Consider the following 24,589-nt stretch of genomic DNA (forward strand, 5'->3'; position numbering starts at 1 on the left):
GCATACTCTGGGCAGGTGAATGAAGGGGCCGTCAGGGTGGTGGATCTGTTCCAGGGGGCGCGCCTCACGCCGACCCAGCGGCGAATCGCGCACAGCCTGGTGCAACACGCCGGCACGGCCGCCTACCTGTCGGCGGCCGAGGTGGCCGACCTGGCCGGGGTCAGCCAGCCGTCGGTGACCCGGTTCGCCATGGCGCTGGGCTACCCGGGCTATCCGGCGCTGCGCCGTGAGCTGCGCGGACTGGTCGATTCCGCGCCGGCGCCGGCCACCGCGGCCAACGAGTCGCAGCGCGCGGTCGCCGCCGAGGCGGGGCGGCTGGGGCGGTTGCGCGACCAGCTCGAAGATCTCACGGCGGTGCGTACCGCCGCCGGACTGCTCGTGCGCAGCCGGCCGCTGCCGGTGCTGGGGCTGCGGGCGGCGGCGCCCCTGGCGACGTATTTCGGGTACTTCGCGGCCAAGGTGCACCCGGACGTGCGGGTGCTCGACGCCGGCGGCACCGAGCTGCTGGACCGGCTCGATCAGGCCCGCGCCGCCGGTGCGACGGCCATGCTGGCCATGGTGCTGCCCCGCTATCCGCGGGAGAGCCTGGCGGCGATCAAGGAGGCGGGGCTGGCCGTGGTGGCGATCACCGACTCCGAGGTGTCACCGGCGGCCGAGGTCGCCGACGTGGTGCTGCCCGCGGCGGTCGGTTCGGATCTGGTGTTCGACCTGCACACCGGGCCGATGACGATGGCCATGGTGCTGCTGCAGGCGATGTGCGACGCGGCGCCCGAGGTGGCGCAGCGCCGGTTGGAGGAGTTCGAGGCGACGGCCGCGCGGCGGCACATCTTCGAGGGGTAAGAGGCGATGGAGATCAGAGCGACGAGAGGTACGACGCGTACGGCGCTGGGCTGGCCCCAGGAGGCGGCCAAGCGGATGCTGATGAACAACCTCGACCCCGATGTGGCGGAGCGCCCGGAAGATCTGGTGGTGTACGGCGGCACCGGCCGCGCCGCGCGGGACTGGCCCAGCTTCCACGCGATCGTGCGGGAACTGGACGTGCTGCGCGACGACGAGACCCTGCTCGTGCAGTCGGGGCGGCCGGTGGGCGTCCTGCGTACCCATGAATGGGCTCCTCGGGTCTTGATCGCCAACTCGAACCTGGTCGGCGACTGGGCCACCTGGCCCGAGTTCCGCCGCCTGGAGCAGCTGGGCCTGACCATGTACGGCCAGATGACGGCCGGTTCGTGGATCTACATCGGCACGCAGGGGATCCTCCAGGGCACCTACGAGACGTTCGCGGCGGTGGCGGCCAAGCGGTTCGGCGGCGACCTGGCCGGCACGCTGACGCTCACCGCGGGGTGCGGCGGCATGGGCGGCGCGCAGCCCCTCGCGGTGACGATGAACGGCGGCGTCTGCCTGATCGCGGACGTGGACCGGACCCGGTTGCAGCGGCGGGTGGACACCCGCTACCTGGACGTCATCGCCTCCTCGCTGGACGACGCGGTGGCCCAGGCCGACGCGGCCAGACGCGAGCGCCGCGCGATCTCCATCGGCGTGGTCGGCAACGCCGCCGAGGTCTTCCCCGAGCTGCTGCGCCGCGGCACCGAGATCGACATCGTGACCGACCAGACCAGCGCCCACGACCCGCTGAGTTACGTGCCGCTCGGGGACGTCACCGATCTGAAGGCCGACGAGCACACCGACCGGGCCCGCGCCAGCATGGCGATCCACGTCGAGGCGATGGTCGGGTTCATGGACCGCGGCGCCGAGGTGTTCGACTACGGCAACTCGATCCGCGGCGAGGCGAGGCTCGGCGGGTACGGGCGGGCCTTCGACTTCCCCGGCTTCGTCCCGGCGTACATCAGGCCGCTCTTCGCCGAAGGCAAGGGTCCGTTCCGCTGGGCGGCGCTGTCCGGCGACCCGGCCGACATCGCGCGCACCGACCGCGCGGTGCTCGACCTGTTCCCGGACAACGAGCCGCTCGCCCGCTGGATCAAGCTGGCCGGCGAACGCGTGGCCTTCCAGGGGCTGCCGGCCCGGATCTGCTGGCTCGGGTACGGCGAACGCGACCAGGCCGGCGTGAAGTTCAACGAGCTCGTGGCCGGCGGCGAGGTGTCGGCGCCCCTGGTCATCGGCCGTGATCACCTCGACTCCGGCTCGGTCGCCTCGCCCTACCGCGAGACCGAGGCGATGGCCGACGGCTCCGACGCGATCGCCGACTGGCCGCTGCTGAACGCCCTGGTCAACACGGCCAGCGGCGCGTCCTGGGTGTCCATCCACCAGGGCGGCGGCGTCGGCATGGGCCGCTCGATCCACGCCGGTCAGGTGTGCGTGGCGGACGGCAGCGCGCTGGCCGGCGAGAAGATCGAGCGGGTGCTGACCAACGACCCGGCCACCGGTGTGCTGCGGCATGTGGACGCCGGCTACGAGTCGGCGGCCGCCGCGCACGTCACGGTCCCGATGAGGCAGTCGTGAGCTCGGCTTTCGCCAGCCTCTGGGCCGAGATCGCGCCGATCGGCCTCACCGACAACGGTTACCTTCGTTTCGCGCTGACCGAGCCGGAACGTGTTCTGCGTGACTGGTTCCGCAACCAGGCCGACCGCCGCGACATGACGGTCACCGAGGACGGCAACGGGAACCTGTTCGCGTGGCGCGGCGAGCCGTGGGCCGACGGCGTGGTGCTGACCGGTTCCCACTTCGACTCGGTGCCGCACGGCGGCGGGTACGACGGGCCGCTCGGCATCGTGTCCGCGTTCCTGGCCGTGGACCGGCTCCCGGCCGGCCGCAACGTGGCCGTGGCGGCGTTCTGCGAGGAGGAGGGCGGCCGGTTCGGCGTGCCGTGCCTGGGGTCGCGGCTGCTGACCGGCGCCATCGACCCGTCTCACGCGGCCAGGCTGTGTGACCGGGACGGGGTGTCCTTCGAGGAAGCACTGGGATATCGACCCGCCGGACCGCGACGGTTGCGCTTCAAGGCGGCGGTCGAACTGCACATTGAGCAGGGCCGCGCGCTCGACGTGCCGGTGGGTGTGGCCAGCGCGATCTGGCCGCACGGCCGGTGGCGGTTCGACTTCCGGGGCGACGCCGACCACGCCGGCACCACGCGGATGGCCGACCGGCGCGACCCGATGCTGACGTACGCGTACATGGTGCTGGCCGCCAACAAGGAGGCGCGCCTGGCCGGCGCCCACGCCACGATCGGCCGGGTGGCGGTGGAACCCAACGCCACCAACGCGATCCCGTCGCTGGTGCGCGGCTGGCTCGACGCGCGCGCCGCCGATGAGTCCACGTTGGAGACCCTGGTCGAGGCGATCGTCAAACGGGCCACCGACCGGGCCGGGCGGGACGGCATCGCGGTGTCGGTGGAACCCGAGTCGGTCACCGCCGAGGTCGCCTTCGACACCGCGCTCGCTTCCCGGGTGAGCGAGCTGCTGGGGGACGCGCCGATCCTGCCGACCGGCGCCGGCCACGACGCCGGGGTGCTGTCCGCCCATGTTCCGACGGCGATGCTCTTCGTGCGTAACCCGACCGGGGTGTCGCACTCCCCCGCCGAGCACGCCACCGACGACGACTGCGAGGCCGGCGTCGAGGCGCTCGCCACCGTGCTGCTGGAGCTGACGTGAACTTCCACGCTTCGCACGCGCTGATCGGCGGGAACATTCAGCGCAACGTGCTGATCGAGATCGAGGACGGCCGGATCACCGCGGTCGTCCCGAGCACACCGGCCGGCGCGGCCATGCGGCTCCGCGGCCTGGTGCTGCCCGGCCTGGCCAACGTCCACTCGCACGCCTTCCATCGCGTCCTGCGCGGCCACACCCACGCCGGGCGGGGCAGCTTCTGGACCTGGCGGACGCGGATGTACGAGGTCGCCGCGGCCCTTGATCCAGACTCGTACTACCTGCTGGCCCGGGCGGTCTACGGCGAGATGGCGATGGCCGGGATCACCGCGGTCGGCGAGTTCCACTACCTGCACCACGCCCCGGACGGCGCCCGCTACAACGACCCGAACGCGATGGGCGAGGCGCTGATGGCCGCGGCCGCCGAGGCCGGGATCCGGATCACCTTGCTGGACACCCTCTATCTCACGTCGAGCGCGGACGGGCGGCCGCCGGAGGGCGTGCAGGTCCGGTTCAGCGACGGCAGCTTCGACGCCTGGGCGGAACGGGTGGAGGCGCTGAAACCGCTGCCCCGCGCGCTGATCGGCGCCGCCGCGCATTCGGTGCGCGCCGTGCCACCCGCCGATCTGGCCGCGCTGGCCGGCCGCAGCCCGCTGCACATCCACCTCTCCGAACAGCGGGCCGAGAACGAGCAGTGCCAGGCCGTCCACGGTTGCACGCCGACCGAACTGGTGCGCCGCCACGGAATCCTCGGTCCCGCCACCACGGTCGTGCACGCCACCCATCTCACCAAGGCCGACATCGCGGCCCTGGACGGGACCGGCGTGTGCGTCTGCCCGACCACCGAACGGGATCTCGCCGACGGGATCGGGCCGGCCCGCGCCCTGACCGGGCTGTCCCTGGGCAGTGACAGCCACGCGGTCATCGACCTGTTCGAGGAGGCGCGCGCCCTGGAGATGGACCAGCGGCTCGCCACCGAGGAACGCGGCCACTTCACCGTGGCCGAGCTGGTCGCGGCGGCCACCAACCACGCGGCGATCGGCTGGCCCGACGCGGGCGCGATCGAGCCGGGCCGGCGGGCCGACCTGGTCGCGGTGTCCCTCGACTCGGTCCGCACGGCCGGCGCCGACCCGGCCCAGGCCATGCTCGCCGCCACCGCCGCCGACATCACCCACGTAGTCGCCGACGGCCGGCTGATCGTCGACGACAGCGGGCACACCGGCTTCGACGTGGCGCGGGCGCTGCGCGAGGCCGCCACGGCGTGGAAGCGCAGCGCGGCATGAGCAGCATCGTGATCGACAACATCGGCGAGCTGACCGTCGACGACGGGCCCGGTCTGACCGATGCCGCGCTGGTCGCCGAGGACGGCCTCGTCACGTGGATCGGCGCCACCACCCGAGCGCCCGCCGCCGACGCACGGATCGACGCGGCCGGCGCGGCGGTGATTCCCGGCTTCGTGGACAGCCACGCGCACCTGGTGTTCGCCGGGGACCGGGCGGCCGAGTTCGCGGCGCGGATGGGCGGGCGCCCGTACACCGGGGGCGGCATCATGACCACCGTGGCCGCGACCCGCGCCGCGACCGACGATGATCTCCGCGCGAACGCCCGCCGCCTGGTCACCGAGGCGCGGCGGCAGGGCACGACCACGATCGAGATCAAGAGCGGGTACGGCCTGACCACCGCCGACGAGGTCCGCAGCCTGCGCATCGCCGGCGAGCTGACCGAGGAGACCACGTTCCTGGGCGCGCACGTGGTGCCGGGCGGCGACCCGGACGAGTACGTGGCGCTGGTCAGCGGCGAGATGCTGACCGCGGTCGCGCCGCACGCGAAGTGGGTGGACGTGTTCTGCGACCGCGGCGCGTTCACCGGCGAGCAGGCGCGGACGATTCTCACCGCGGGCCTCGCCGCCGGGCTGCGGCCCCGCATCCACGCCAACCAGCTTCAGCACGGTCCCGGCGTCCGGCTCGCCGTCGAACTCGGCGCCGCCAGCGCCGACCACTGCACCCACCTGGACGACGCCGACGTCGACGCGCTGGCCGGTGGCGACACCGTCGCCACGCTGCTGCCCGGGGCCGAGTTCTCCACGCGGTCGCCCTATCCGGACGCGCGGCGGCTGCTCGACGCCGGTGTCACGGTGGCCCTGGCCACCGACTGCAACCCCGGTTCGTCGTACACGTCGTCGATGGCGTTCTGCATCGCGCTGGCCGTACGCGAGATGAACCTGACCCCCGCCGAAGCCCTGCGCGCGGCAACTCTCGGCGGCGCCCGGGCCCTGCGCCGCGACGACGTCGGGCACCTGCGGGTCGGCGCGCGGGCCGACCTGGCCGTCCTCGACGCGCCGTCCTCTCTGCACCTGGCCTACCGGCCGGGTGTTCCGCTGATCCGCACCGTTCTGCAGCACGGAGTTCCGCTATGACCGTCGTCGTCACACCCACCGGAGTCACCGCCGCCGACGTCCTCGCCGTCGCCCGGGGCCACGCCACCATCGAGATCGCCGAGGAGACCGTGGCCGCGATGGCCACCAGCCGCGCCATCGTCGACGGCATCGAAGCGTCCGGCCGCCCGGTCTACGGGGTGTCCACCGGGTTCGGCGCGCTGGCCAACACGTCCATCGCGCCGGCGCGCCGGGCCGAGTTGCAGCACGCGCTGATCCGCTCGCACGCCGCCGGGGTGGGCGCGCCGATGCCCCGCGAGGTGGTGCGGGCGATGATGCTGCTGCGGGTGCGGTCGCTGGCCCTCGGGCTGTCCGGCGTGCGTCCGGAGCTGGCGCGCGGCCTGGTCGACCTGCTCAACGCCGACATCACGCCGTGGGTGCCGGAACACGGCTCGCTGGGCGCGTCCGGTGACCTGGCGCCGCTGGCGCACTGCGCGCTGGTGCTGCTCGGCGAGGGCTGGGTGCTCGGCAAGGACGGCGCCCGGGTCGCCGCCGCCGATGCCCTGCAGGCGGCCGGCATCCAGCCGCTGACCCTGGCCGCCAAGGAGGGCCTGGCGCTGATCAACGGCACCGACGGGATGCTCGGCATGCTGCTGCTCGCGATCGACGACGCGGCGCACCTGTTCACCATGGCCGATGTGACCGCCGCCCTGTCGATCGAGGCGATGCTCGGCTCGGAGCGCCCGTTCCTGCCCGAGTTGCACGCCATCCGCCCGCATCCGGGCCAGTCGGCATCCGCCGCGAACATCCACCGCCTGCTCCAGAACTCGTCCATCATGGACTCGCACCGCGACGACCTGGCCCACGCCGTGCAGGACGCCTACTCGATGCGCTGCGCTCCCCAGGTGGCCGGCGCCGCCCGCGACACCCTGGGCTTCGCGGCTTCGGTTTGTGGACGGGAGCTCGCGTCGGTGGTCGACAATCCCGTCGTCCTGCGCGACGGCCGCGTGGAGTCCACCGGCAACTTCCACGGCGCCCCCCTGGGTTTCGCCGCCGACTTCCTGGCCATCGCCGCCGCCGAGGTGGGCGCGATCGCCGAGCGCCGCGTCGACCGCCTCCTCGACATCACCCGCAACCGCGACCTGCCCCCGTTCCTGGCCCCCGACGCCGGCGTCAACTCGGGCCTGATGATCGCCCAGTACACCGCGGCCGGCATCGTCGCCGAGAACCGCCGCCTGGCCGCACCCGCCTCGGTCGACTCCCTCCCGACCAGCGGCATGCAGGAGGATCACGTCTCGATGGGCTGGTCCGCCACCAAGAAACTCCGCACCGTCCTCGACAACCTGACCAGCCTGCTCGCCGTCGAGCTCCTGTCCGCCGTCCGCGGCCTCCAGCTACGCGCCCCGCTCACCCCGTCCCCCGCCGGCCGAGCCGCCGTCGCCGCACTCGCACCGTTCGCCGGCGCCCCCGGCCCCGACGTCTTCCTGGCGCCGGTCCTGGAGCAGGCACGCGAGGTGGTCGCCGGCCGTTCCCTCCGAGCCGCCATCGAACAGTCGATCGGCCCCCTGTCCTGACACGACAATCGGCGGCGACGGATCATCCTGCGCCCCCACGCATTCCGATCCCGCCGCCGCCGCGGGCGCCCCGAACATCGTCCCCACCTGACCCGCCGACCGCTGTCCCCCTCGGCCATCTCGGCGGCTCAGACGCTGCTCCGCACCCGAATCCCCGTTCCCCCGTGCGCCGCCAATCCTGCCGACCCACCACCCACCGCAAGCACCGCCGCCCGCAGCACGGCACGAATCCGGGAGACACCCCATTTCAAGATCAAGAGCAGAATGTCGTAGCTCGGTGGGTGGCCCCGACCGTCGCTCCCGCCGAGGCCGGCCCCACGGCTCCTGGCCGCTGGCGCGTCCAAAACAGAGCCGCGCGGCCTTCATTCTGCGTAATCGATCACCCTCCAGGCGCTCCGCGCCAACCCCACCCGGGTCGGACCGCGCTTCGCGCAGTCCGGGTCGACGCCTACGCCGCGAGCGCCCTTGCCGGAGCCGAGCCGGCCACCGCGGCTTCCACCCGCCACCCCAAGCCCCCACCCCTCCCACCCCGGCCCTTTTGCTCTGAGCGCGTACAGGCAACACCCCAGCCCGACCGAACACCGAGGTCACACCGGCCCTGCCCGCGACACGCCGAAGCGACACGCCTGCTCTGAGCGCGTATAGGCAACACCGGCGTTCGCGCTCCGAGCACCCGCATGCATCGCCGCGAAGCCGCCGATGCCCAGGTGGCGCCCGGAAAGAAGGAGTGCCGCAGGGGTGTTGCCTATACGCGCTCAGAGCAAAAGGGCCGCGGAGGAGTAGGGGTCAGGTCTGCCGGCCGCGGGAAGGACCAGGGCGCGGGAAGGGCCAGGGCGCGGGAAGGGCCAGGGCGCGAAGAGAGCTCGTCCACCCCAAGAGGACGCAAACGAGGCGATCGCGCGCCCAGCGCACCACCCGCCCACCCCGCGCACAAAACGCGAAGAGCCCCACGCACAAATAGACCGGAGTGGCGGGGCAGCCTAGCGGAGTTCGCGGGCGACGACCTTGGCCAGCTCGCGGAAGGCCTTGCCCCGGTGGCTGATCGCGTCCTTCTCGGCGGCGCTCAGTTCGGCGTTGGTGCGGGACTGGCCGTCGCCCAGGAAGATCGGGTCGTAGCCGAAGCCGCCGGCGCCGCGGCGGGCGCGGAGGATGCGGCCGGGCTGGCGGCCCTCGACCAGGTGTTCGCGGCCGTTCGGCAGGACCAGGGCGGCCGCGCAGACGAAGGCGCCGCCTCGGTGTTCGTCGGGGACGTCGCTGATCTGGGCCAGCAGCAGGTCGAGGTTGGCGTCGTCGTCGCCGTGGCCGCCGGACCAGCGGGCGCTGAAGACGCCGGGCATGCCGTTGAGCGCGTCGACCGCGATGCCGGAGTCGTCGGCGACCGTGGGCAGACCGGTCCGGTTGGCGCCCTCACGGGCCTTGATCAGCGCGTTCTCACCGAAGGTCAAACCCGTTTCGGGTACGTCGGGATAGCCCTCGAACTCGCCGAGCCCGACCAGCGTGACCCGGGACGTGCCGAGCGCCGCGTCGAGGATGCGCTGCAGTTCGAGCAGTTTCTTCCGGTTCGCCGTGGCGAGCAGCAGCTTGCTCACGACGCCAGCGCCTTCTGCTGGGCCAGGGCGAGTTCGGCGCAGCCGGCCACCCCGAGGTCGAGCAGCAGGTCGAGCTGGGCGCGGTCGAACACGTTGGCCTCGCCGGTGCCCTGGACCTCGACGAAGTCGCCGTCACCGGTGCAGACGATGTTCATGTCCACCTCGGCCGCGACGTCCTCGAGGTACATCAGGTCGGTGCGCGGCTCGCCGTCGATGATGCCGACGCTGACCGCCTGGACCGACCGGTGCATCACGCCCTCGACCTTGCCGGCCAGCGACTTGCGCCCGGACAGCCAGGTCACCGCGTCGTGCAGCGCGACGTAGGCGCCGGTGATCGCCGCGGTGCGGGTGCCGCCGTCGGCCTGGAGCACGTCGCAGTCGAGCACGATCGAGTTCTCGCCCAGCGCCTTGAGGTCGATGCACGCCCGCAGGCTCCGGCCGATGAGGCGGGAGATCTCCTGCGTACGCCCGCCGACCTTGCCCTTGACACTTTCCCGGTCGCCGCGCGTGTTGGTGGCGCGCGGGAGCATCGCGTACTCAGCCGTCACCCAGCCCAGCCCGGAGCCCTTGCGCCAGCGCGGAACCCCCTCGGTGACCGACGCGGTGCACAGCACCCGGGTGTTGCCGAATTCCACGAGCACCGAGCCCTCGGGGTGGATGCTCCACCGGCGGGTCAGGGTGACGGGACGCAGTTGGCCGGGCTCGCGGCCGTCGGGACGTGCCATGAACGTCACCCTATGCGTATCGGGGAGCCGCGCTAGCCGCGGGATGCCCAGGCGCTGGACATCGTGCCGACCGGGGCGGCCGGGCGCAGGGCGGCCGCGGTGGCGCGGGTCTGACGGCTGATCGCCGGCGCCTCGACACCGTGCGCGCGGAGGAAGCCTTCGACGGCCTGCGGCCAGCCGAACAGTTCGGCGCGGGCCCGTGCGGCGGCGCGGCGTTCCTGCTCGGGGCGGGCCATCAGGCGGCGTACGCCCTCGGCGAACCCTTCCGGCGTACCCGGAACCACGACGCCCGCCTCGCCCACCACCTCGGGCAACGCGCTCGCCTGATTGACCACCACCGGGGTGCCGCAGGCCAGCGCCTCGAGCGCGGCCAGCCCGAATGTCTCGACCGGACCGGGCGCGACCAGCACGTCGGCGCTGGCCAGGAGCGCGGCGACGGCGGCCCGGTCGCTGACGTGACCGGCGAAGCGCACCGGGAGCCGGGCCGCGCGGTAGGCCAGCGCCGCCCGCCGGGAGCCGTCACCGGCCACGGCCAGGACGGCGGGCTCCTTCATGGCGCGCATCGCGGCGATCGTGTCGACGGCCAGTTCGGGGCGCTTGTCGGCGGAGAGCCGGCTGCAGTAGACGACCAGGATCTCGTCGGGGCGGGCATACCGGGCGCGGACCATCGGGTCGGCGGCGCCGGGCCGGTACATGCTGAGGTCGACGCCGAGCGGGACCTCGACCAGGTTGGGCACCCCGAGCCGGCGGAACTCGGTGGCGGCGAAGGCCGTGGTGCAGACGATCTGGTCGTACATCTCGGCGGTGGCGCGGTTGAGGCGGTCGGCGAGCACCTCGCGGGCGGGCATGCCCCAGACGCCGAGCAGCCCGGCCAGGCTCTCGTGGGAGACCATCATCGAGCCGACGCCCCGCTCGCGCGCCCACTTGCCGGTCCAGCGCAGGGTGGAGCGGTCGGACACCTCGATGCGGTCGGGTTCGAGCTGCTCGAGCAGCCGGCTGATCTCGCGACGACCGGCGAGCACGCGGTTGCCGCCGGTGCGTGGCAGCACCGTGCCGGGCAGGGTGATCACCCGGCCCTGCTCGGTCATCTCGTCGGAGGCGCGACGACCGGGAACGATCAGGATCGCCTCGTGACCGGCCCGCTGGTAGCCCTCACCCAGGTAGCGCAGTGCCGTACGGAGACCACTGGACCGAGCCGAGACGAAGTTGGCCAGCCGGACAATGCGCATGCCAGTGCACTCCAAGGGGGGTCAAACTCGGGGGGCTCAGAGATCGTAGCGGCTGCCGGGCCGCACGACCTCAACGGGACCGGCGTATGCGGCCGATGCCGCATCCACAGTAGATGCCTCACTCCCCCATGCGGATACCAAATGGGTCAAGAGAAGGCGACCGACATCCGCCTTGGTCGCCGCCTCACCCGCCTCACCCCCGGTCAGGTGTATGTCAGGTGGATTGTCCACACCGTCCAGGTAGCTCGCCTCGCAGAGGAACAGGTCGGCGCCCTGGGCGAGTCGCAGCAGAGCATCGCAGGGCGCGGTGTCGGCCGAGTATGCCAGGACGTGTCCGCCCTGCTCAACGCGTACTCCGTAGGTCTCTATCGGGTGATTGACCCGGTCGACGGTGACGGTGAACGGACCGATCGGGAAGGTGCCCGGCTCGAGCCGGAAGAAGTTGTAGACGTCGTCGACCGGCTCGGCGTCGGGGCTGTAGGCGGCGGCGATGCGCTCGGCCGCGCCCAGCGGCGCGTAGACCGGCAGTTTGGGCAGCGGGCCCTGCGGGTCGTAGCGGCGGACCACCACGTAATCGCACGCGTCGGACATGTGATCACAATGCAGATGAGTGAGGAGAATCGCATCTACCGCATTGAGCCCGGCGTAGCGCTGCAAAGCGGACAGTGATCCCGAGCCGAAATCAAGGAGCAGCCGGAAGCCCTGAGCCTCCAGAAGGTACGCGGAACAGGCCGACTCGGGGCCGGGAAAACTGCCGGCGCAGCCGAGAACGGTCAGTCGCATACGGATACCCCTGAATCACGCCCCGTCGACCCACGCCCGGTCAACCAAGCCCCGCGCGACCGGCCCGTGGTGATAGTCAGAGACCAGTCAATCACGCTGCGAAGCGTACGCCCGGACCAGCGCGCCGGGTTAAGGTCTGATCGATTTGTCGCTAAATCGACAACGTACATCACATCCCCCGTGACCTCGGTCTCCGTAAGATGCGTGACTCTTCGTAAGGCTTCCGCGTTGCACACCGTGAGGCGACTACCCTTACGGAGACGAATGACGACCGACCTGGACTCACCCAGCGCAGTGGTGCCCTTCGGCTGGGAGGGTGATGTCCCGACCACCGATCCGGATGACCGCGACCTGCTCTTCCGCTTCCCCGCGGCGGACGATCCGGCGCCGGGCACACGGCGGTTGCTCGCCATGTCGCTCTACGCGTCGGCGCTCGGACTCATCGGGGTCGGCGTCGGCCTGCGTGCCTTCGTCTCGGTGCTCGGCGGCGTCCCCGGCTGGTACGTGCCGGTGCTCGCCCTGCTCGGCCTGACCAGCGTGGCCCTGGTGGTCGGGGCGTTCCTGTCGATCCACCGCCGAGTGCTGCCGTACCTCTTCCTGGCCGGCGCCGCCCTACCGTTGAGCGGCGCCGTCCTCATCGCGGTGGCGCACTAGGCCCAGAGCTGCCCTTCGAGGGCGTCCTCCGCATCGGACAGGGTGCCGCCGTACGCGCCGGTGGACAGGTATTTCCAGCCACCGTCGGCGATCACGAACGCGACGTCGGCGCGCCGGCCCGCCTTGACCGCCTCGTGCGCGACGGCCAGCGCGGCATGCAGGATCGCGCCGCTGGAGAAGCCCGCGAAGATCCCTTCGACCTCGACGAGCTGACGGGTACGCAGGACGGCGTCGCGCGTGCCGACCGAGAAGCGCCGGTTCAGCACCGTGGCGTCGTACAGCTCGGGAACGTACCCCTCGTCGATGTTCCGGAGCCCGTAGACCACCTCGCCGTAGCGTGGCTCGGCGGCGATGATCTCGACGCCGTCCACCTTCTCGCGCAGGTAGCGGCCGGTGCCCATGAGCGTGCCGGTGGTGCCCAGCCCGGCCACGAAATGGGTGATCGTCGGCAGGTCGCGCAGCAGCTCGGGGCCGGTGGTCTCGTAGTGGGCGCGGGCGTTGGCCGGGTTGCCGTACTGGAAGAGCATCACCCAGTCGGGGTGCTCGGCCGAGATCTGCTTGGCGGTGGCGACGGCCTGGTTGGACCCGCCGGCCGCCGGCGAGAAGATGATCTCGGCGCCGTACATCCGGAGGATCTGGACGCGCTCGGCCGAGACGTTCTCGGGCATCACGCAGACCAGCCGGTAACCGCGGAGCTTGGCCACCATGGCCAGCGAGATGCCGGTGTTGCCGCTGGTCGGTTCCAGGATCGTGTCACCGGGGCGGAGCCGGCCGGCCTCCTCGGCCTCGCGCACCATGAACAGCGCCGCGCGGTCCTTGATGCTGCCGGTCGGGTTGCGGTCCTCCAGTTTGGCCCACAGCCGCACCGGCGGCGCCCCGTCGGGCACCGTCGGCGACAGGCGGGGCAGGCCGACCAGCGGCGTGCCCCCGGCTGCGTCCAGGAGGCTCTCGTAGCGAGCCATGGCGACTAGCCCCCGTAGAGAGCCGCGACGGCCGCGAAGCCGAGCGCGCCACCGGCGACCGCCGGCAGGATGGTGACCGAGTCACCGTCGGAGACCTTGGCGTCGAGCGCGCCGAGGAAGCGCACGTCTTCGTCGTTGACGTAGATGTTGACGAAGCGGTGCAGCCCGCCCTCGGGCGTGATCAGCCGGCCCTTGAGGCCGCTGTGCTTGGCGTCGAGATCGTCGATCAGCCCGGACAGGGTGACGCCGGCGCCCTCGACGACCTTCTGGCCGCCGGTGTAGCTGCGCAGGATGGTGGGAACGCGAACTTCGATAGCCATGACTTTTTTCAATGCTCCTTGGGAAGTGTTCGAGGCAGGGTCGGGTGGAGGTCGCTCAGCGACACTCGTAGAACACCGACGCCGGGCTCTGCCCGAACATGTACGTCTGTACCGTTCCCATCACACGTCTACCGTCGCATCCACGATGTTGACCTCTTCTTCGGTCACCACACTGTCCACGATACGGAACGACCGGATCTCCTCAAGCTCGGGATCACGTGTCGAGACGAGCAGGTAGTGGGCGCCGGGCTCACCGGCGAAGGAGATGTCGGTTCGCGACGGATAGGCCTCGGTGGCCGTGTGGGAGTGGTAGATGACGACCGGTTCCTCGTCGTTGTCGTCCATCTCGCGCCAGACCCGCAGCTGTTCCATCGAGTCGAACTCGTAGAAGGTCATCGAGCGGACGGCGTTGTCCATCGCGATGTGCCGGGTCGGCAGGTCGCTCCCGATCGGGCCGGCGACGACGCCACAGGCCTCGTCGGGGTGGTCCCGGCGGGCGTGGTCGACGATCGCCTTGACGATCGCGCTGTCGATGGTGAGCACGCTTTTCACATTACCGTGGGATTTCCGGTCGCCGCGCGTGGCCGTGACCACACGCCGCGCTAGTCGATCTCGGGCAGCGCGTTCAGCAGCGATTCCTGCAGATAGCCGAGGTACGCGTACACCGACAGCTGGAAGACCCGGCTGGAGGCGGGGTCGTGCAGCACCGCGTCGTCCAGCTCGTCGCCGAGGTCGGTGTCGGCGCTGACATCCAGGCGGGTGCCCATGGCCAGCCGCGCGTCGTTGATCGCCCGCAGCCAGGCCTCGGCCGTCTCGGCGTCGAGGCGAACCTCACCCGGGCCGTCGCTCGGCAGCGCGGCCAGGATCGCGCCGGCCTGGTCGATCTTGCCGGTCTTGAGCTCGCCCTCGGTGTACTGCCGGAACTCGGCCGAGTCTTCGGGCAGATCGGGGTAGATGTCCGGGAAGAGCCGGTCGACCACCGGGTCGGTCCGGTCGAAGCCGTCGGTGAGCAGGTCGACAACCTCACCGGCGACCTTGCGGAGCACCCGCACCTCGTCGATGGCGAACGCGGCCACACACTCGCCGCCGCTGCGTCGGAACATGTCTAGTCCACCCTCACGCCCGGTCGACCGTCGCCCACAGACCGTATCCGTGCAACTGCGAGGCGTCCAATTCCATCCGCTCGCGGGCGCCGGTGGAAACCACCGCCTTGCCCTTGTGATGCACGTCCAGCATGAGCTTCTCGGCCTTTTCCCGGCTGTAGCCGAACTGCTTCTGGAAAACCCAGGTCACGTACGACATCAGATTGACCGGGTCGTCCCAGACAATCGTCACCCAGGGCCGGTCGTCCGCCGGTACTTCCTCGACCTCCGGCGTCTCAACGGGAGCGACCTGGGGCAGCGCCATGCCCACCATCGTGCCACCGGAAGGGCCGAACCGTGGAATGTGGCCCCTCAATCGCAGGTCACGAAGCGATCTACAGTCCGATTGCCAGAGCCACAGGTAGTGACATGACCGTGACGGATCTCGATATGCTGGCCGGGTGGGCAACTGGGACTTCGTCGGCCGGACCGGCGATCTGGACCGGTTCATCCGAGCCGCGGCCAATGCATCCTCCAGCACCGAAACCAGGGGCCTGATCCTCAGCGGCGATCCCGGCATCGGCAAGAGCCGGCTGCTGTGCGAGGCGACCCGGGTGCTGCCGGCCGATCAGTACGCGATCTTCTCCGCCTCGGCCACCATCGGCGCCACCGGCCTGCCCTTCGGCAGCCTGGCCCAGGTGCTCCCGGCCGACCCGCCGGTCGGGCTGTCCGCACCGGGGCTGCTGCGCTGGGCCGCCGACGCGCTCCGGGCCGGCGCCGGTGACCGCCGGGTGGTTCTCGCCGTCGACGACGTACACCTGCTCGACCGCACTTCCGCCGCGCTGATCCACCTCCTGGTCCGTGAGGGGGCCACGCTGCTCGGCTCCCGGCGCACCGGCGAGCAGGCGCCGGCCACGATCGCCGCGCTGTGGACCGAGGGCGTGGTCGAACACGCCGACCTGCTCCCGCTGAGCACCGAGGAGTCACGCCAGCTGCTGGTCACCATGCTCGGCGGGCCGCTGGAGGCCGGCTCGGCGCAGCGGCTGGCCCGGCTGGCCGGCGGCAATCCGCTGCTGCTGCGCGAGCTGGTGATGGCCGCCAGGCAGGGCGGCGAGATCACCCGCTCGTACGGCCTGTGGCGCTGGACCGGCAAACTCACCCTGGCCCCCAGCCTGGCCGACCTGGTCGACGCCCGGGTCGGCGGGCTGACCCCCGGCGTCCGCGACGTGCTCGAGCTGGTCGCCTTCGGCGAGCCGATCGGCCTGCACCTGGTGCTCCAGGGTTGCGTGCCGGCCGACGTCGAGGCGGCCGAGGTCCGCGGCCTGATCCGGGTGTACGAGGACGGCCGCCGCCGCGACGTGCGCCTGGCCCATCCGCTCTACGGCGAGGTGGTCCGCCAGCACTGCCCGGCCACCCGGTCCCGCCGCCTGCACGCCACCCTGGCCGACCTGGTCGAGGGCACCGGCTCACACCGCCGCGACGACCTGCTCCGGCTGGCCGTGTGGCGGCTCGACTCGGGCACCGGGCAGGACGGCGCCATGCTGCTCGACGCGGCGGTCCAGGCGTTCGGCCGGTTCGATCTGCGGCTGGCCCACCGGCTGGCCGACGCGGCCTGGGCCAGCGGCGCCGGCTACGACGCGGCCGAGCTGCTGTCCACCGTGCTGCTGTTCGCCGACCGCCCCGAAGAGGCGGTGACCGCGCTGAACCGGGCCGCCGACGGCCCGCCCGCCCGCCGGACGATCGCGCTGGCCACGGTGGCGTTCTGGGGGCTGGGCCGGGCCGACGCGGTCGACGAGCTGACCCGCGCGCGCTTCGACGACCCGGCCGACCGGGCCCGGGGCCGCGCCGTCGAGTCGCTGATGCGCATGCAGCTCCTCCAGCTCGCGCCGGCCCGCGGGCTCGCCGCCCAGGTCCTCGCCGACCCGGCCGCCGGCACCCCGGCCAAGGACATGGCCCGCTGCGTGCTGGCCTTCCTGGCCGCGGCCGGCGGCGACCCGGCGGCCGGGGTCGAGCTGCTGGCCGCGGTGGCCGCCGACACCGGCGCGTGGCGGCGGGACAACCCCACCCTCCAGTTCGTGCTCCCGATGGCGCTGGGCACCCGGGTCAGCGTCGCGCTCGACCTGCCCGGCATCGACCGGATCCTCACCGACGAGTTCGCCGACCTGGCCCAGACCGGCGGCTTCGGCGTCGGGTCGGCGTGGGTGTCGCTGCTCCAGGCCCAGGCCGCGTGGGTGCGCGGCCGCACCGACGTGGCCCTGGCCGCGTGCGAGCAGGCCTGCGCGGCGCTGGCGTCGAACCGGCTGTACGACGGCAACGTGCACGCCTACCGGGCCCACGTCGCGGCGCTGCGCGGCGAGACCGAGGTGGCCCGCGAGGCGCTCGCGGTCGCCGACCGGTCGCCCGGCTCCAACAACGGCCCCGACTACCCGTGGGTCACCTCGTCCCGGGCCTGGGTCGCGGCCTGCACCGGCGACTCGATCGGCGCCGTCAGGCTGCTGCAGGATCTGGTCCAGCGGCTGCGGGCGGACGGGTTCGCCGGGCACGAGCTGCTGGTCCTGCACGACCTGGTCCGGCTGGGCCGGCCCGAGCTGGCCGCCGACCGGATGGCCGCGCTGCTCGACGCGGTGCCCGGCGGGCCGGTCGCGCCGCTGCTGCTCCGGCACGCGCGGGCGGCCGCCGACGCCAGCGCCGAGGGGCTGCTGGCGATCGCCCGCGACTTCCAGGCGCGCGGCTACCTGACCTTCGCGGCCGAGGCGGCGGCCGGCGCCGTCCGCCTGTTCCGCGGCGCCCGCGACCCGCAGGCGCTGGCCGCGTCCACGCTGCTCGGCGACGTGCTGGCCCGGTGCGACGTGCTGCGTACGCCCGCCCTGCGCACCGTCCAGCCCGCGCTGACCACCCGGGAACGGCAGGTGGCGGAACTGGCGGCGGACGGCGCCAAGAGCCGGGAGATCGCCGATCAGCTCTTCCTGTCCCCGCGTACGGTCGAGAACCACCTCCAGCGCGTCTACGCCAAGCTCGGGGTCAACGGCCGGGTGGAGCTCGCCCCGGCGCTTCGATCTCTGCCGCAATAGAGTGAGCTGGTGAAGGACTATGCGACCGCGCTGCTGACCGACCACTACGAGCTGACCATGGTCAGTGCCGCGCTGCGGGACGGCACCGCCGCCCGGCGCAGCGTCTTCGAGGTCTTCGCGCGCCGGCTGCCGACCGGCCGGCGGTACGGTGTGGTCGCCGGCACCGGGCGGCTGATCGACCTGATCCGCGACTTCCGGTTCGAGCCGGCCCAGCTGGACTTCCTGCGGTCGGCCCGGATCGTCGACGAGGACACCATCGCCTGGCTGCGCGACTACCGCTTCACCGGCGACATCGGCGGTTACGCCGAGGGTGAGTTGTTCTTCCCCGGATCACCCATCCTGACCGTTTCCGGCACGTTCGCCGAGTGCGTGGTGCTCGAGACGCTCATCCTGTCCGTGCTCAACCACGACAGCGCGATCGCGGCCGCGGCGGCCCGCATGGTCACTGCCGCGCGCGGGCGTCCGATCATCGAGATGGGTTCCCGGCGTACGCACGAGAGCGCCGCCGTGGCCGCGGCGCGGGCGGCGTACCTGGCCGGCTTCGCCAGCACCTCCAACCTGGCCGCGGGCGGAACCTACGGCATTCCGACCACCGGCACCTCGGCCCACGCGTTCACGCTGCTGCACGACGACGAGGCGACCGCCTTCGCGTCCCAGGTGGCCGCGCTGGGCAAGAACACCACGCTGCTGGTCGACACGTACGACATCGCCCAGGGCATCCGCAACGCGATCGCGGTGGCCGGGCCCGACCTGCGGGCCGTACGCATCGACTCGGGCGACCTGTCGGTGCTGGCCCAACACTCTCGTGAGCTGCTCGACTCGCTCGGCGCCACGGAGACCAAGATCGTCGTCTCCGGCGACATGGACGAATACTCGATCGCCTCGCTGGCCGCCGAGCCGGTGGACATCTACGGCGCCGGCACGGCCGTGGTCACCGGTTCCGGGGCGCCGACCGCCGGTCTGGTCTACAAGCTGGTCGAGGTCGAGGGGCGGCCGGTGGTCAAGCGGTCCGAGAACAAGGCGACCGTGGGCGGGCGCAAGACCGCCGTGCGGCGCCACAAGCCGACGGGTACGGCCACCGAGGAGATCGTGGTCTCCCAGGGCGTACCCGATCATGAGGTGAACGACCGCCTGCTCCAGCGCGCGTTCATCGCGGGCGGCGACGTCCTGCCCGCGCCCACCCTGGCCGAGGGACGCGAACATCTCCGTCAATGCCTCATCTCGATCCCGTGGGAGGGCCTTAAGCTCTCCGCGGGCGACCCCGCCATTCCGGTCACGATCGCCTAGGGGGACCTGATGACCCGCGCGTTGATCATTGTTGATGTGCAGAACGACTTCTGTGAAGGCGGTTCGCTCGCGGTGTCCGGTGGCGCTGCCGTGGCCGCCGGGATCTCGCTGGTGCTCGACCGCGCCGGTGACCGCTGGGACCACGTCGTGGCGACCAAGGACTACCACGTCGACCCGGGCGCCCACTTCAGCGACCATCCCGACTTCGTCGACTCGTGGCCGGCCCACTGCGTGGTCGGCACGCCCGGGTCCGAGTTCCATCCCGAACTCGCCACCTCCCGCATCGAGGCGGTCTTCGAGAAGGGCGCGCACGCGGCCGCGTACTCCGGCTTCGAGGGTCTGACCTCCACCGGGGACCGCCTGGCCGATTGGTTGCGCTCCCGCTCGGTGACGGAGGTCGAGGTGGTGGGAATCGCTACCGACCATTGCGTACGGGCGACCGCGCTCGATGCCTCGGCCGCGGGGTTCGCCACAACCGTGCTGCTGGAACTGACCGCCGGGGTGGCTCCATCGACTACTTCCTCTGCGCTCAACGCTTTTGCGGCGGCCGGGGTCGCGACGACCGGCACGCCCGTTGTCGACGTGACGTGATCCCCGTCTAACTCGCTCGAAACTTGTCGTACCGACCCGAGAGGATGTCTGACGGAGGTTAGGACCGTCATGACACTCACGCCTTACCGAGAGACCCTCGCCCTTCGCGGCATCAAGTCGCTGCTGGTGGTGGCCACGCTGGCCCGTGTGCCGATCACCGCCGGCGCGGTGACCATCACGCTGCACGTGGTGCAAGATCTCGGGCTGGGCTATTTCCTGGCGGGCCTGGTCGGCACGGCCTTCACGGTCGGCGGCTCGTTCGGCGCGCCGGTGATGGGCCGCGTCACCGACCGGCGCGGGCTGCGCCCGGTGCTGGTGCTCACCACCGTGGCCGAGGTGATGTTCTGGTTCTCGGCGCCCCACATGCCCTATTGGGCCCTGCTGGTCGCCGCCCTGATCGGCGGCTTCCTGGCCCTGCCGGCGTTCGCCGTGGCCCGCCAGTCGATCGCCGCCCTGGCCCCCGAGTCCCATCGCCTCCCCGCCTTCGCCCTCGACTCGATCACCACCGAGCTGAGCTTCATGGCCGGTCCCGCCCTGGGCGTCCTGATCGCCACCACGGCCGGCGCCCACACGGCCATGTATGCGGTGGGCAGCGGCATCCTGATCTCCGGCGTCGGCCTGTTCCTGCTGAACCCGCCGATCCGGGCCCACGACGAGGCCCCGCCGTCGGCCGACGCCGCCCGCATCCCGCGCAGCCAGTGGCTGACCCCGCGCCTGATCGGCGTCCTGGCCATCACCGCGGCGTCGACCCTGGTCCTGAGCGGCACCGACGTGGCCGTGGTGGCGGTCCTCCGCGAGTCCGGCGAGATCGCCTGGACCGGCGCCGTGCTGGGCATCTGGGCCGCCTGCTCCCTGGTCGGCGGCTTCCTCTACGGCACGATCCGCAAGGGCCTGCCGCCCCTGCTGCTGTTCGCCCCCATGGCCGTGCTGACCATTCCGGTCGGCCTGGGCGGCGACCACTGGTGGCTGCTGGCCCTGCTCATCCTGCCCGCCGGCGCCCTCTGCGCGCCCACCATCACCGCCACCGCCGACGCGGTCAGCCGCATGATCCCCGCCGCGGCCCGGGGCGAGGCCCTGGGCTGGCACAACTCGGCCCTGACGGTCGGCGTGGCCCTGGGCGCTCCCCTGGCCGGCGTGGTCATGGACTGGCAGTCCCCACCGTGGGGCTTCGCCGCCGTCGGCGCCATCGGCGTCGTGGTGGCCTTGGCCGTCCTCCCCGCCGAACGCCGCCGCCGCCGAACCGCCGCCGCCGAGCCACTCTCCCCCGCCCCCACTCCGCCCCCTTCCGCCGCGGACCCGACCGCCGCGGACCCTTCCGCCGCCGACTCTCCCGCCGCCGCCCCTCCCGCCGCCGACCCTGCCGCCGCCGAGCCTTCCGCCTCCGGCCCTCCCGTCACGCCAGACCCGGCCTCGCCCGCCGAAACCGCCCCGCTGCGCTAAGCCCCGCCGCGCCGCGCCGCGCGTCCTTCAGGTCGGGGCGGGCGCTTCCACGGGACTGGACCGGGGCACTGGTGCGCCAGGCAGGTGTAGGCCCACGACCGTGGTTGCCGGGCGGCCGAGCGAGCCGACCACCGGCTGCAGCTGATCGAGCGTGACGGGAAAAGGGCCTGAATGGCGGGCGTCGGACGGGCGAGGATCGGGAGGTGGCGATCGAGCGGGTGGCGGAGGCGTTCGGGCTGGGCCGGCTGACCGGCGAGCCCGAACAGGTGACCGGCGGGCTCTCCAACGAGCTCTGGCGGGTGGTCACCGCCGACGGCGCTTTCGCGGTCAAGCGAATGATCGTCAAGCCACCGCGACCTGGACCAGCCCAACACCCTGCTGACCCCCGAGGGCGCCCTGCTGGCCGTCGACTGGGACGCGGCCGGCCCGATCGCCCTGGCCCACGAGGCCGTCGGCTTCGCCCTGGACTGGTCGCACGTGGACCCGCCCCGCTTCACCCGAATCATCCGCGCCTACCTCGACGCGACCGGCGCCGAGATCCCCGCCGAGCCCTGGGTCTTCGCCGGCTGGATCGGCGGCCTGGGCGGCTGGCTCGACTACAACGCCACCCGCCGCCCCGACACCCCTCTGGGCGCCGCCGAGGTGACCAGCGCCCTGGCCCACCTGCACAATCTGGCCGCCAACCTGGACACCTTCCTCAACGCCCTCCGCCCCTGAATCGGCCCCCGGCCGCTCGTCAGCGTCTTCGGGTTTCCCACACCGGCTGCTGGGGCTCGTCGTTGTGGACGATGATGTCGACGTGATCGGCCGGGCGTACCGCAGCAAAGTAGAGCTGTTGGGCGGGGATGTAACGCTCACGCCAGCGCCGCTCGACCTCGGCCCGGGTTGACACCCGGCGCTCCCGGATCACGGCCCGTTCCACGGTCTTCTCGAGCGCCGTCGACACGAAGACGCGCAGATCCCACCGGTCGACCAGTTCCGGGCGCATGAGGAAGACCCCGTCGAAGAGCAGCACAGCGTCGGCGGCGACAGTCATGACCGGCGGGGAAATCGCAGTATCCGTTGCCCGGTCGTGGACCGCGTCCTGGACGCGTCGATCCCCGATCGGGCCGAGCGGATCGAGCAGCATCCGGTTCAGCGCGTCGTAGTCGTGGGTGTCGAAGTAGCAGCCTTCGGCCGAGTACTCACCGCGCGGATAGCGCTGGGCCCGCGGAAAGAGGAAGTCGTCGATCGTCGCGCGGATGACGTCGCGGCCCCGCGTGCGCAACACGACGGCCACCTCGTCGGCAAGCGTGGTCTTGCCGGCGGCGGGCGGCCCGTCGATGGCAACCCGAGTCGGGTGCGGAACCGTGACCGACCCGACCGCCTCAGCCAGTCGGCCGACCACCTCATCGCGGTCCATGTCCTGCCCCCGTCTGAAGGTCGCCGTGTCGAGCCGACCATATGCGCGCCCGCCACTAGCTGGGGGTCGTGACGCGAAACGACCCGCCGGGAAGCCGGCGGGCCGTATCGGGGATCGGGAGGGCGCTACTTCTTTTCGCCGACGTTGCTGCCCAGGTCTTCCTGGTAGGTCGCTCCGCCGTCGGATTCGCTGGTCAGCGGGCGGGAGCCGCCCTCGGGTGGGCCGGCCACGCTGGCGCCGGCGGCCAGTTCGGGGAACTTCGCGTCGAATGCGGGGCGCTCCGAGCGGATGCGCGGCATGCGGTCGAAGTTGCGCAGCGGCGGCGGGCAGGACGTGGCCCACTCCAGGGAGTTGCCGTGGCCCCACGGGTCGTCGACGGTCACCAGCTCGCCGACCTTGTACGACTTCCAGACGTTGTAGAGGAACGGCAGCGTCGACGCGCCGAGCACGAACGAGCCGATCGTCGAGAACGTGTTCAGGAACGTGAAGCCGTCGGACGGCAGGTAGTCGGCGTACCGGCGCGGCATGCCCTCGGTGCCCAGCCAGTGCTGCACCAGGAAGGTGGCGTGGAAGCCGATGAACGTCAGCCAGAAATGCACCTTGCCGAGCCGGTCGTCGAGCATTCGCCCGAACATCTTCGGGAACCAGAAGTAGATGCCGGCGAACACCGCGAACACGATCGTGCCGAACAGCACGTAGTGGAAGTGCGCGATGACGAAGTACGAGTCGGACACGTGGAAGTCGATCGGCGGGGCGGCGAGCAGCACGCCCGACAGGCCACCGAAGAGGAACGTCACCAGGAAGCCGATGGCGAACAGCATCGGGGTCTCGAAGCTGATCTGGCCGCGCCACATGGTGCCGATCCAGACGAAGAACTTCATGCCGGTGGGTACGGCGATGAGGAAGCTCAGGAAGCTGAAGAACGGCAGCAGCACCTGGCCGGTGACGAACATGTGGTGGGCCCACACGCTCATCGACAGCGCCGCGATCAGCAGGGTCGCCGAGACAAGGCCCTTGTAGCCGAACACCGGCTTGCGGCTGAACACCGGGATGACCTCGGTGATGATGCCGAAGAACGGCAGCGCCACGATGTACACCTCGGGGTGGCCGAAGAACCAGAAGAGGTGCTGCCACAGCATCGGACCGCCGGTCTCGACGTTGAACACCTGGGCGCCGAGCACGCGGTCGGCGGCGAGCGCGAACAGCGCGGCGGCCAGGAACGGGAACACCAGCACGACCAGCAGGCTGGTCACGAAGATGTTCCAGGTCATGATCGGCATCCGGAACATCGTCATGCCGGGGGCGCGCAGCGTCAGGATCGTGGTGATCATGTTGACGCCACCGAGGATGGTGCCGAGGCCGGAGATCGCCAGGCCGACCACCCACATGTTGCCGCCGACGCCCGGCGAGTGCAGACCATCACTGAGCGGTGTGTACGCGAACCAGCCGAAGTCGGCCGCGCCGCCCGGCGTGAGGAACCCGCCGATCGCGATGGTGCCGCCGAACAGGTAGAGCCAGTACGCGAACGAGTTCAGCCGCGGGAACGAGACGTCCGGCGCGCCGATCTGGATCGGCACCACGAAGTTGGCGAAGGCGAACACGATCGGCGTCGCGAAGAACAGCAGCATGATCGTGCCGTGCATGGTGAACAGCTGGTTGTACTGCTCAGGGGACAGGAACTGCATGCCGGGACGGGCCAGCTCGGCGCGCATCAGCAGCGCCATCAGGCCGCCCAGCAGGAAGAACACGAAGGCCGTGATCATGTACATGATCCCGATCTGCTTCGCATCCGTCGTGCGCAGGATCCGCGCGATCGCCGAACCCTTGACCTGGGGTCGGACCGGCCAGGGCCGGGTCACGATCGGCTTAGGCGCGACGGTCGTCACGAATAGCCTCCGGTGTCTCGTTCG

22 protein-coding genes and 1 pseudogene are annotated in these 24,589 nt (G+C 71.7%); 12 read left to right on the forward strand and 11 right to left on the reverse strand.

Annotation, left to right across the window (positions count from 1 at the left end):
* Positions 1-15 precede the first annotated feature (15 nt).
* Genes AB0M54_RS42265 through hutH form a run of 6 tightly spaced genes read left to right on the forward strand, consistent with a single transcriptional unit; the run spans position 16 to position 7,544 of the window.
* Entirely contained in the window at positions 16-840 is an 825-nt protein-coding gene (locus AB0M54_RS42265; protein WP_364330264.1) for a MurR/RpiR family transcriptional regulator, read from the forward strand.
* Between the two features lie 6 nt (positions 841-846).
* Positions 847-2,457 (forward strand): urocanate hydratase, encoded by a 1,611-nt coding sequence (gene hutU, locus AB0M54_RS42270; protein ID WP_364330267.1) that lies wholly within the window; start codon positions 847-849, stop codon positions 2,455-2,457.
* Complete coding sequence (locus AB0M54_RS42275; RefSeq protein WP_364477988.1) at positions 2,454-3,602, forward strand: allantoate amidohydrolase; 1,149 nt, start codon at positions 2,454-2,456, stop codon at positions 3,600-3,602. The genes hutU and AB0M54_RS42275 overlap by 4 nt, the downstream gene beginning before the upstream one ends.
* Positions 3,599-4,879, forward strand: coding sequence for a formimidoylglutamate deiminase (locus AB0M54_RS42280; RefSeq protein WP_364477991.1), 1,281 nt, complete (start codon positions 3,599-3,601; stop codon positions 4,877-4,879). Before AB0M54_RS42275 ends, AB0M54_RS42280 begins: the two co-directional genes overlap by 4 nt.
* On the forward strand, positions 4,876-6,012 hold the full coding sequence (gene hutI / locus AB0M54_RS42285; protein ID WP_364477994.1) for an imidazolonepropionase: 1,137 nt from the start codon (positions 4,876-4,878) through the stop codon (positions 6,010-6,012). Before AB0M54_RS42280 ends, hutI begins: the two co-directional genes overlap by 4 nt.
* The gene (gene hutH, locus AB0M54_RS42290) at positions 6,009-7,544 is read left to right on the forward strand and encodes a histidine ammonia-lyase (RefSeq protein WP_364477997.1); all 1,536 of its coding nucleotides are present in this window, start codon (positions 6,009-6,011) and stop codon (positions 7,542-7,544) included. The genes hutI and hutH overlap by 4 nt, the downstream gene beginning before the upstream one ends.
* Positions 7,545-8,524: 980 nt before the next feature.
* On the opposite strand, the gene rdgB is transcribed toward hutH, so the two are convergent.
* Genes rdgB through AB0M54_RS42310 form a run of 4 tightly spaced genes read right to left on the reverse strand, consistent with a single transcriptional unit; the run spans position 8,525 to position 11,870 of the window.
* Positions 8,525-9,133 (reverse strand): RdgB/HAM1 family non-canonical purine NTP pyrophosphatase, encoded by a 609-nt coding sequence (gene rdgB, locus AB0M54_RS42295; protein ID WP_364330281.1) that lies wholly within the window; start codon positions 9,131-9,133, stop codon positions 8,525-8,527.
* Entirely contained in the window at positions 9,130-9,858 is a 729-nt protein-coding gene (gene rph / locus AB0M54_RS42300) for a ribonuclease PH (RefSeq protein WP_364330284.1), read from the reverse strand. Before rph ends, rdgB begins: the two co-directional genes overlap by 4 nt.
* A gap of 32 nt (positions 9,859-9,890) precedes the next feature.
* Positions 9,891-11,087: a glycosyltransferase gene (locus tag AB0M54_RS42305; RefSeq protein ID WP_364478000.1), complete on the reverse strand. Its 1,197-nt coding sequence runs from the start codon at positions 11,085-11,087 to the stop codon at positions 9,891-9,893.
* Positions 11,088-11,123: 36 nt separating this feature from the next.
* Complete coding sequence (locus AB0M54_RS42310) at positions 11,124-11,870, reverse strand: MBL fold metallo-hydrolase (protein WP_364330290.1); 747 nt, start codon at positions 11,868-11,870, stop codon at positions 11,124-11,126.
* A gap of 264 nt (positions 11,871-12,134) precedes the next feature.
* Here AB0M54_RS42310 and AB0M54_RS42315 point away from each other — a divergent pair, with 264 nt between their 5' ends.
* Positions 12,135-12,524, forward strand: a complete 390-nt coding sequence (locus tag AB0M54_RS42315; protein ID WP_364330293.1) for a hypothetical protein — start codon at positions 12,135-12,137, stop codon at positions 12,522-12,524.
* Here AB0M54_RS42315 and AB0M54_RS42320 read toward each other — a convergent pair.
* From AB0M54_RS42320 to clpS, 5 genes and pseudogenes are all read right to left on the reverse strand, one after another.
* Positions 12,521-13,486 (reverse strand): cysteine synthase, encoded by a 966-nt coding sequence (locus AB0M54_RS42320; protein ID WP_364330296.1) that lies wholly within the window; start codon positions 13,484-13,486, stop codon positions 12,521-12,523. The genes AB0M54_RS42315 and AB0M54_RS42320 overlap by 4 nt on opposite strands.
* Before the next feature lie 5 nt (positions 13,487-13,491).
* Positions 13,492-13,806, reverse strand: coding sequence for a MoaD/ThiS family protein (locus AB0M54_RS42325; RefSeq protein ID WP_364330299.1), 315 nt, complete (start codon positions 13,804-13,806; stop codon positions 13,492-13,494).
* A gap of 55 nt (positions 13,807-13,861) precedes the next feature.
* Positions 13,862-14,349, reverse strand: a pseudogene (locus tag AB0M54_RS42330) (M67 family metallopeptidase).
* 59 nt (positions 14,350-14,408) lie between these two features.
* The gene (locus AB0M54_RS42335) at positions 14,409-14,909 is read right to left on the reverse strand and encodes a DUF2017 domain-containing protein (RefSeq protein ID WP_364330302.1); all 501 of its coding nucleotides are present in this window, start codon (positions 14,907-14,909) and stop codon (positions 14,409-14,411) included.
* Positions 14,910-14,922: 13 nt separating this feature from the next.
* A complete protein-coding gene (clpS, locus tag AB0M54_RS42340; protein ID WP_364330305.1) occupies positions 14,923-15,213 on the reverse strand; it encodes an ATP-dependent Clp protease adapter ClpS in 291 nt (96 codons plus the stop codon).
* A gap of 136 nt (positions 15,214-15,349) precedes the next feature.
* Between clpS and AB0M54_RS42345 the strand changes: the two genes are divergently transcribed.
* The 5 genes from AB0M54_RS42345 to AB0M54_RS42365 all read left to right on the forward strand — a co-directional run bounded on the left by AB0M54_RS42345 (position 15,350) and on the right by AB0M54_RS42365 (position 21,994).
* Positions 15,350-17,959 carry a LuxR C-terminal-related transcriptional regulator gene (locus AB0M54_RS42345; protein ID WP_364330308.1) on the forward strand — a complete coding sequence of 870 codons (2,610 nt, stop codon included), beginning with the start codon at positions 15,350-15,352 and terminating at the stop codon, positions 17,957-17,959.
* A gap of 9 nt (positions 17,960-17,968) precedes the next feature.
* Positions 17,969-19,246, forward strand: a complete 1,278-nt coding sequence (locus tag AB0M54_RS42350; RefSeq protein WP_364330311.1) for a nicotinate phosphoribosyltransferase — start codon at positions 17,969-17,971, stop codon at positions 19,244-19,246.
* Positions 19,247-19,255: 9 nt separating this feature from the next.
* A complete protein-coding gene (locus tag AB0M54_RS42355) occupies positions 19,256-19,837 on the forward strand; it encodes an isochorismatase family protein (RefSeq protein WP_364478003.1) in 582 nt (193 codons plus the stop codon).
* 69 nt (positions 19,838-19,906) lie between these two features.
* Positions 19,907-21,277, forward strand: a complete 1,371-nt coding sequence (locus tag AB0M54_RS42360; RefSeq protein WP_364478006.1) for an MFS transporter — start codon at positions 19,907-19,909, stop codon at positions 21,275-21,277.
* Positions 21,278-21,754: 477 nt separating this feature from the next.
* Positions 21,755-21,994: a hypothetical protein gene (locus AB0M54_RS42365; RefSeq protein ID WP_364478009.1), complete on the forward strand. Its 240-nt coding sequence runs from the start codon at positions 21,755-21,757 to the stop codon at positions 21,992-21,994.
* Between the two features lie 19 nt (positions 21,995-22,013).
* Here AB0M54_RS42365 and AB0M54_RS42370 read toward each other — a convergent pair whose 3' ends face one another.
* Both AB0M54_RS42370 and ctaD read right to left on the reverse strand, forming a co-directional pair.
* Positions 22,014-22,679 (reverse strand): uridylate kinase, encoded by a 666-nt coding sequence (locus AB0M54_RS42370; RefSeq protein ID WP_364330323.1) that lies wholly within the window; start codon positions 22,677-22,679, stop codon positions 22,014-22,016.
* Between the two features lie 125 nt (positions 22,680-22,804).
* Positions 22,805-24,565 (reverse strand): cytochrome c oxidase subunit I, encoded by a 1,761-nt coding sequence (gene ctaD / locus AB0M54_RS42375; protein WP_364330326.1) that lies wholly within the window; start codon positions 24,563-24,565, stop codon positions 22,805-22,807.
* Positions 24,566-24,589 lie beyond the last annotated feature (24 nt).

The organism is Actinoplanes sp. NPDC051470 (assembly GCF_040682035.1).
Lineage (GTDB): Bacteria > Actinomycetota > Actinomycetes > Mycobacteriales > Micromonosporaceae > Actinoplanes.

Bases quoted from the DNA above. Each gene is read 5' to 3' on its own strand.
- hutU (WP_364330267.1), top strand. From the start codon at position 847: ATGGAGATCAGAGCGACGAGAGGTACGACGCGTACGGCGCTGGGCTGG.
- hutI (WP_364477994.1), top strand. From the start codon at position 4,876: ATGAGCAGCATCGTGATCGACAACATCGGCGAGCTGACCGTCGACGAC.
- hutH (WP_364477997.1), top strand. From the start codon at position 6,009: ATGACCGTCGTCGTCACACCCACCGGAGTCACCGCCGCCGACGTCCTC.
- rph (WP_364330284.1), bottom strand. From the start codon at position 9,858: ATGGCACGTCCCGACGGCCGCGAGCCCGGCCAACTGCGTCCCGTCACC.
- AB0M54_RS42305 (WP_364478000.1), bottom strand. From the start codon at position 11,087: ATGCGCATTGTCCGGCTGGCCAACTTCGTCTCGGCTCGGTCCAGTGGT.
- AB0M54_RS42310 (WP_364330290.1), bottom strand. From the start codon at position 11,870: ATGCGACTGACCGTTCTCGGCTGCGCCGGCAGTTTTCCCGGCCCCGAG.
- AB0M54_RS42315 (WP_364330293.1), top strand. From the start codon at position 12,135: ATGACGACCGACCTGGACTCACCCAGCGCAGTGGTGCCCTTCGGCTGG.
- AB0M54_RS42320 (WP_364330296.1), bottom strand. From the start codon at position 13,486: ATGGCTCGCTACGAGAGCCTCCTGGACGCAGCCGGGGGCACGCCGCTG.
- AB0M54_RS42325 (WP_364330299.1), bottom strand. From the start codon at position 13,806: ATGGCTATCGAAGTTCGCGTTCCCACCATCCTGCGCAGCTACACCGGC.
- AB0M54_RS42335 (WP_364330302.1), bottom strand. From the start codon at position 14,909: ATGTTCCGACGCAGCGGCGGCGAGTGTGTGGCCGCGTTCGCCATCGAC.
- clpS (WP_364330305.1), bottom strand. From the start codon at position 15,213: ATGGCGCTGCCCCAGGTCGCTCCCGTTGAGACGCCGGAGGTCGAGGAA.
- AB0M54_RS42355 (WP_364478003.1), top strand. From the start codon at position 19,256: ATGACCCGCGCGTTGATCATTGTTGATGTGCAGAACGACTTCTGTGAA.
- AB0M54_RS42360 (WP_364478006.1), top strand. From the start codon at position 19,907: ATGACACTCACGCCTTACCGAGAGACCCTCGCCCTTCGCGGCATCAAG.
- AB0M54_RS42370 (WP_364330323.1), bottom strand. From the start codon at position 22,679: ATGGACCGCGATGAGGTGGTCGGCCGACTGGCTGAGGCGGTCGGGTCG.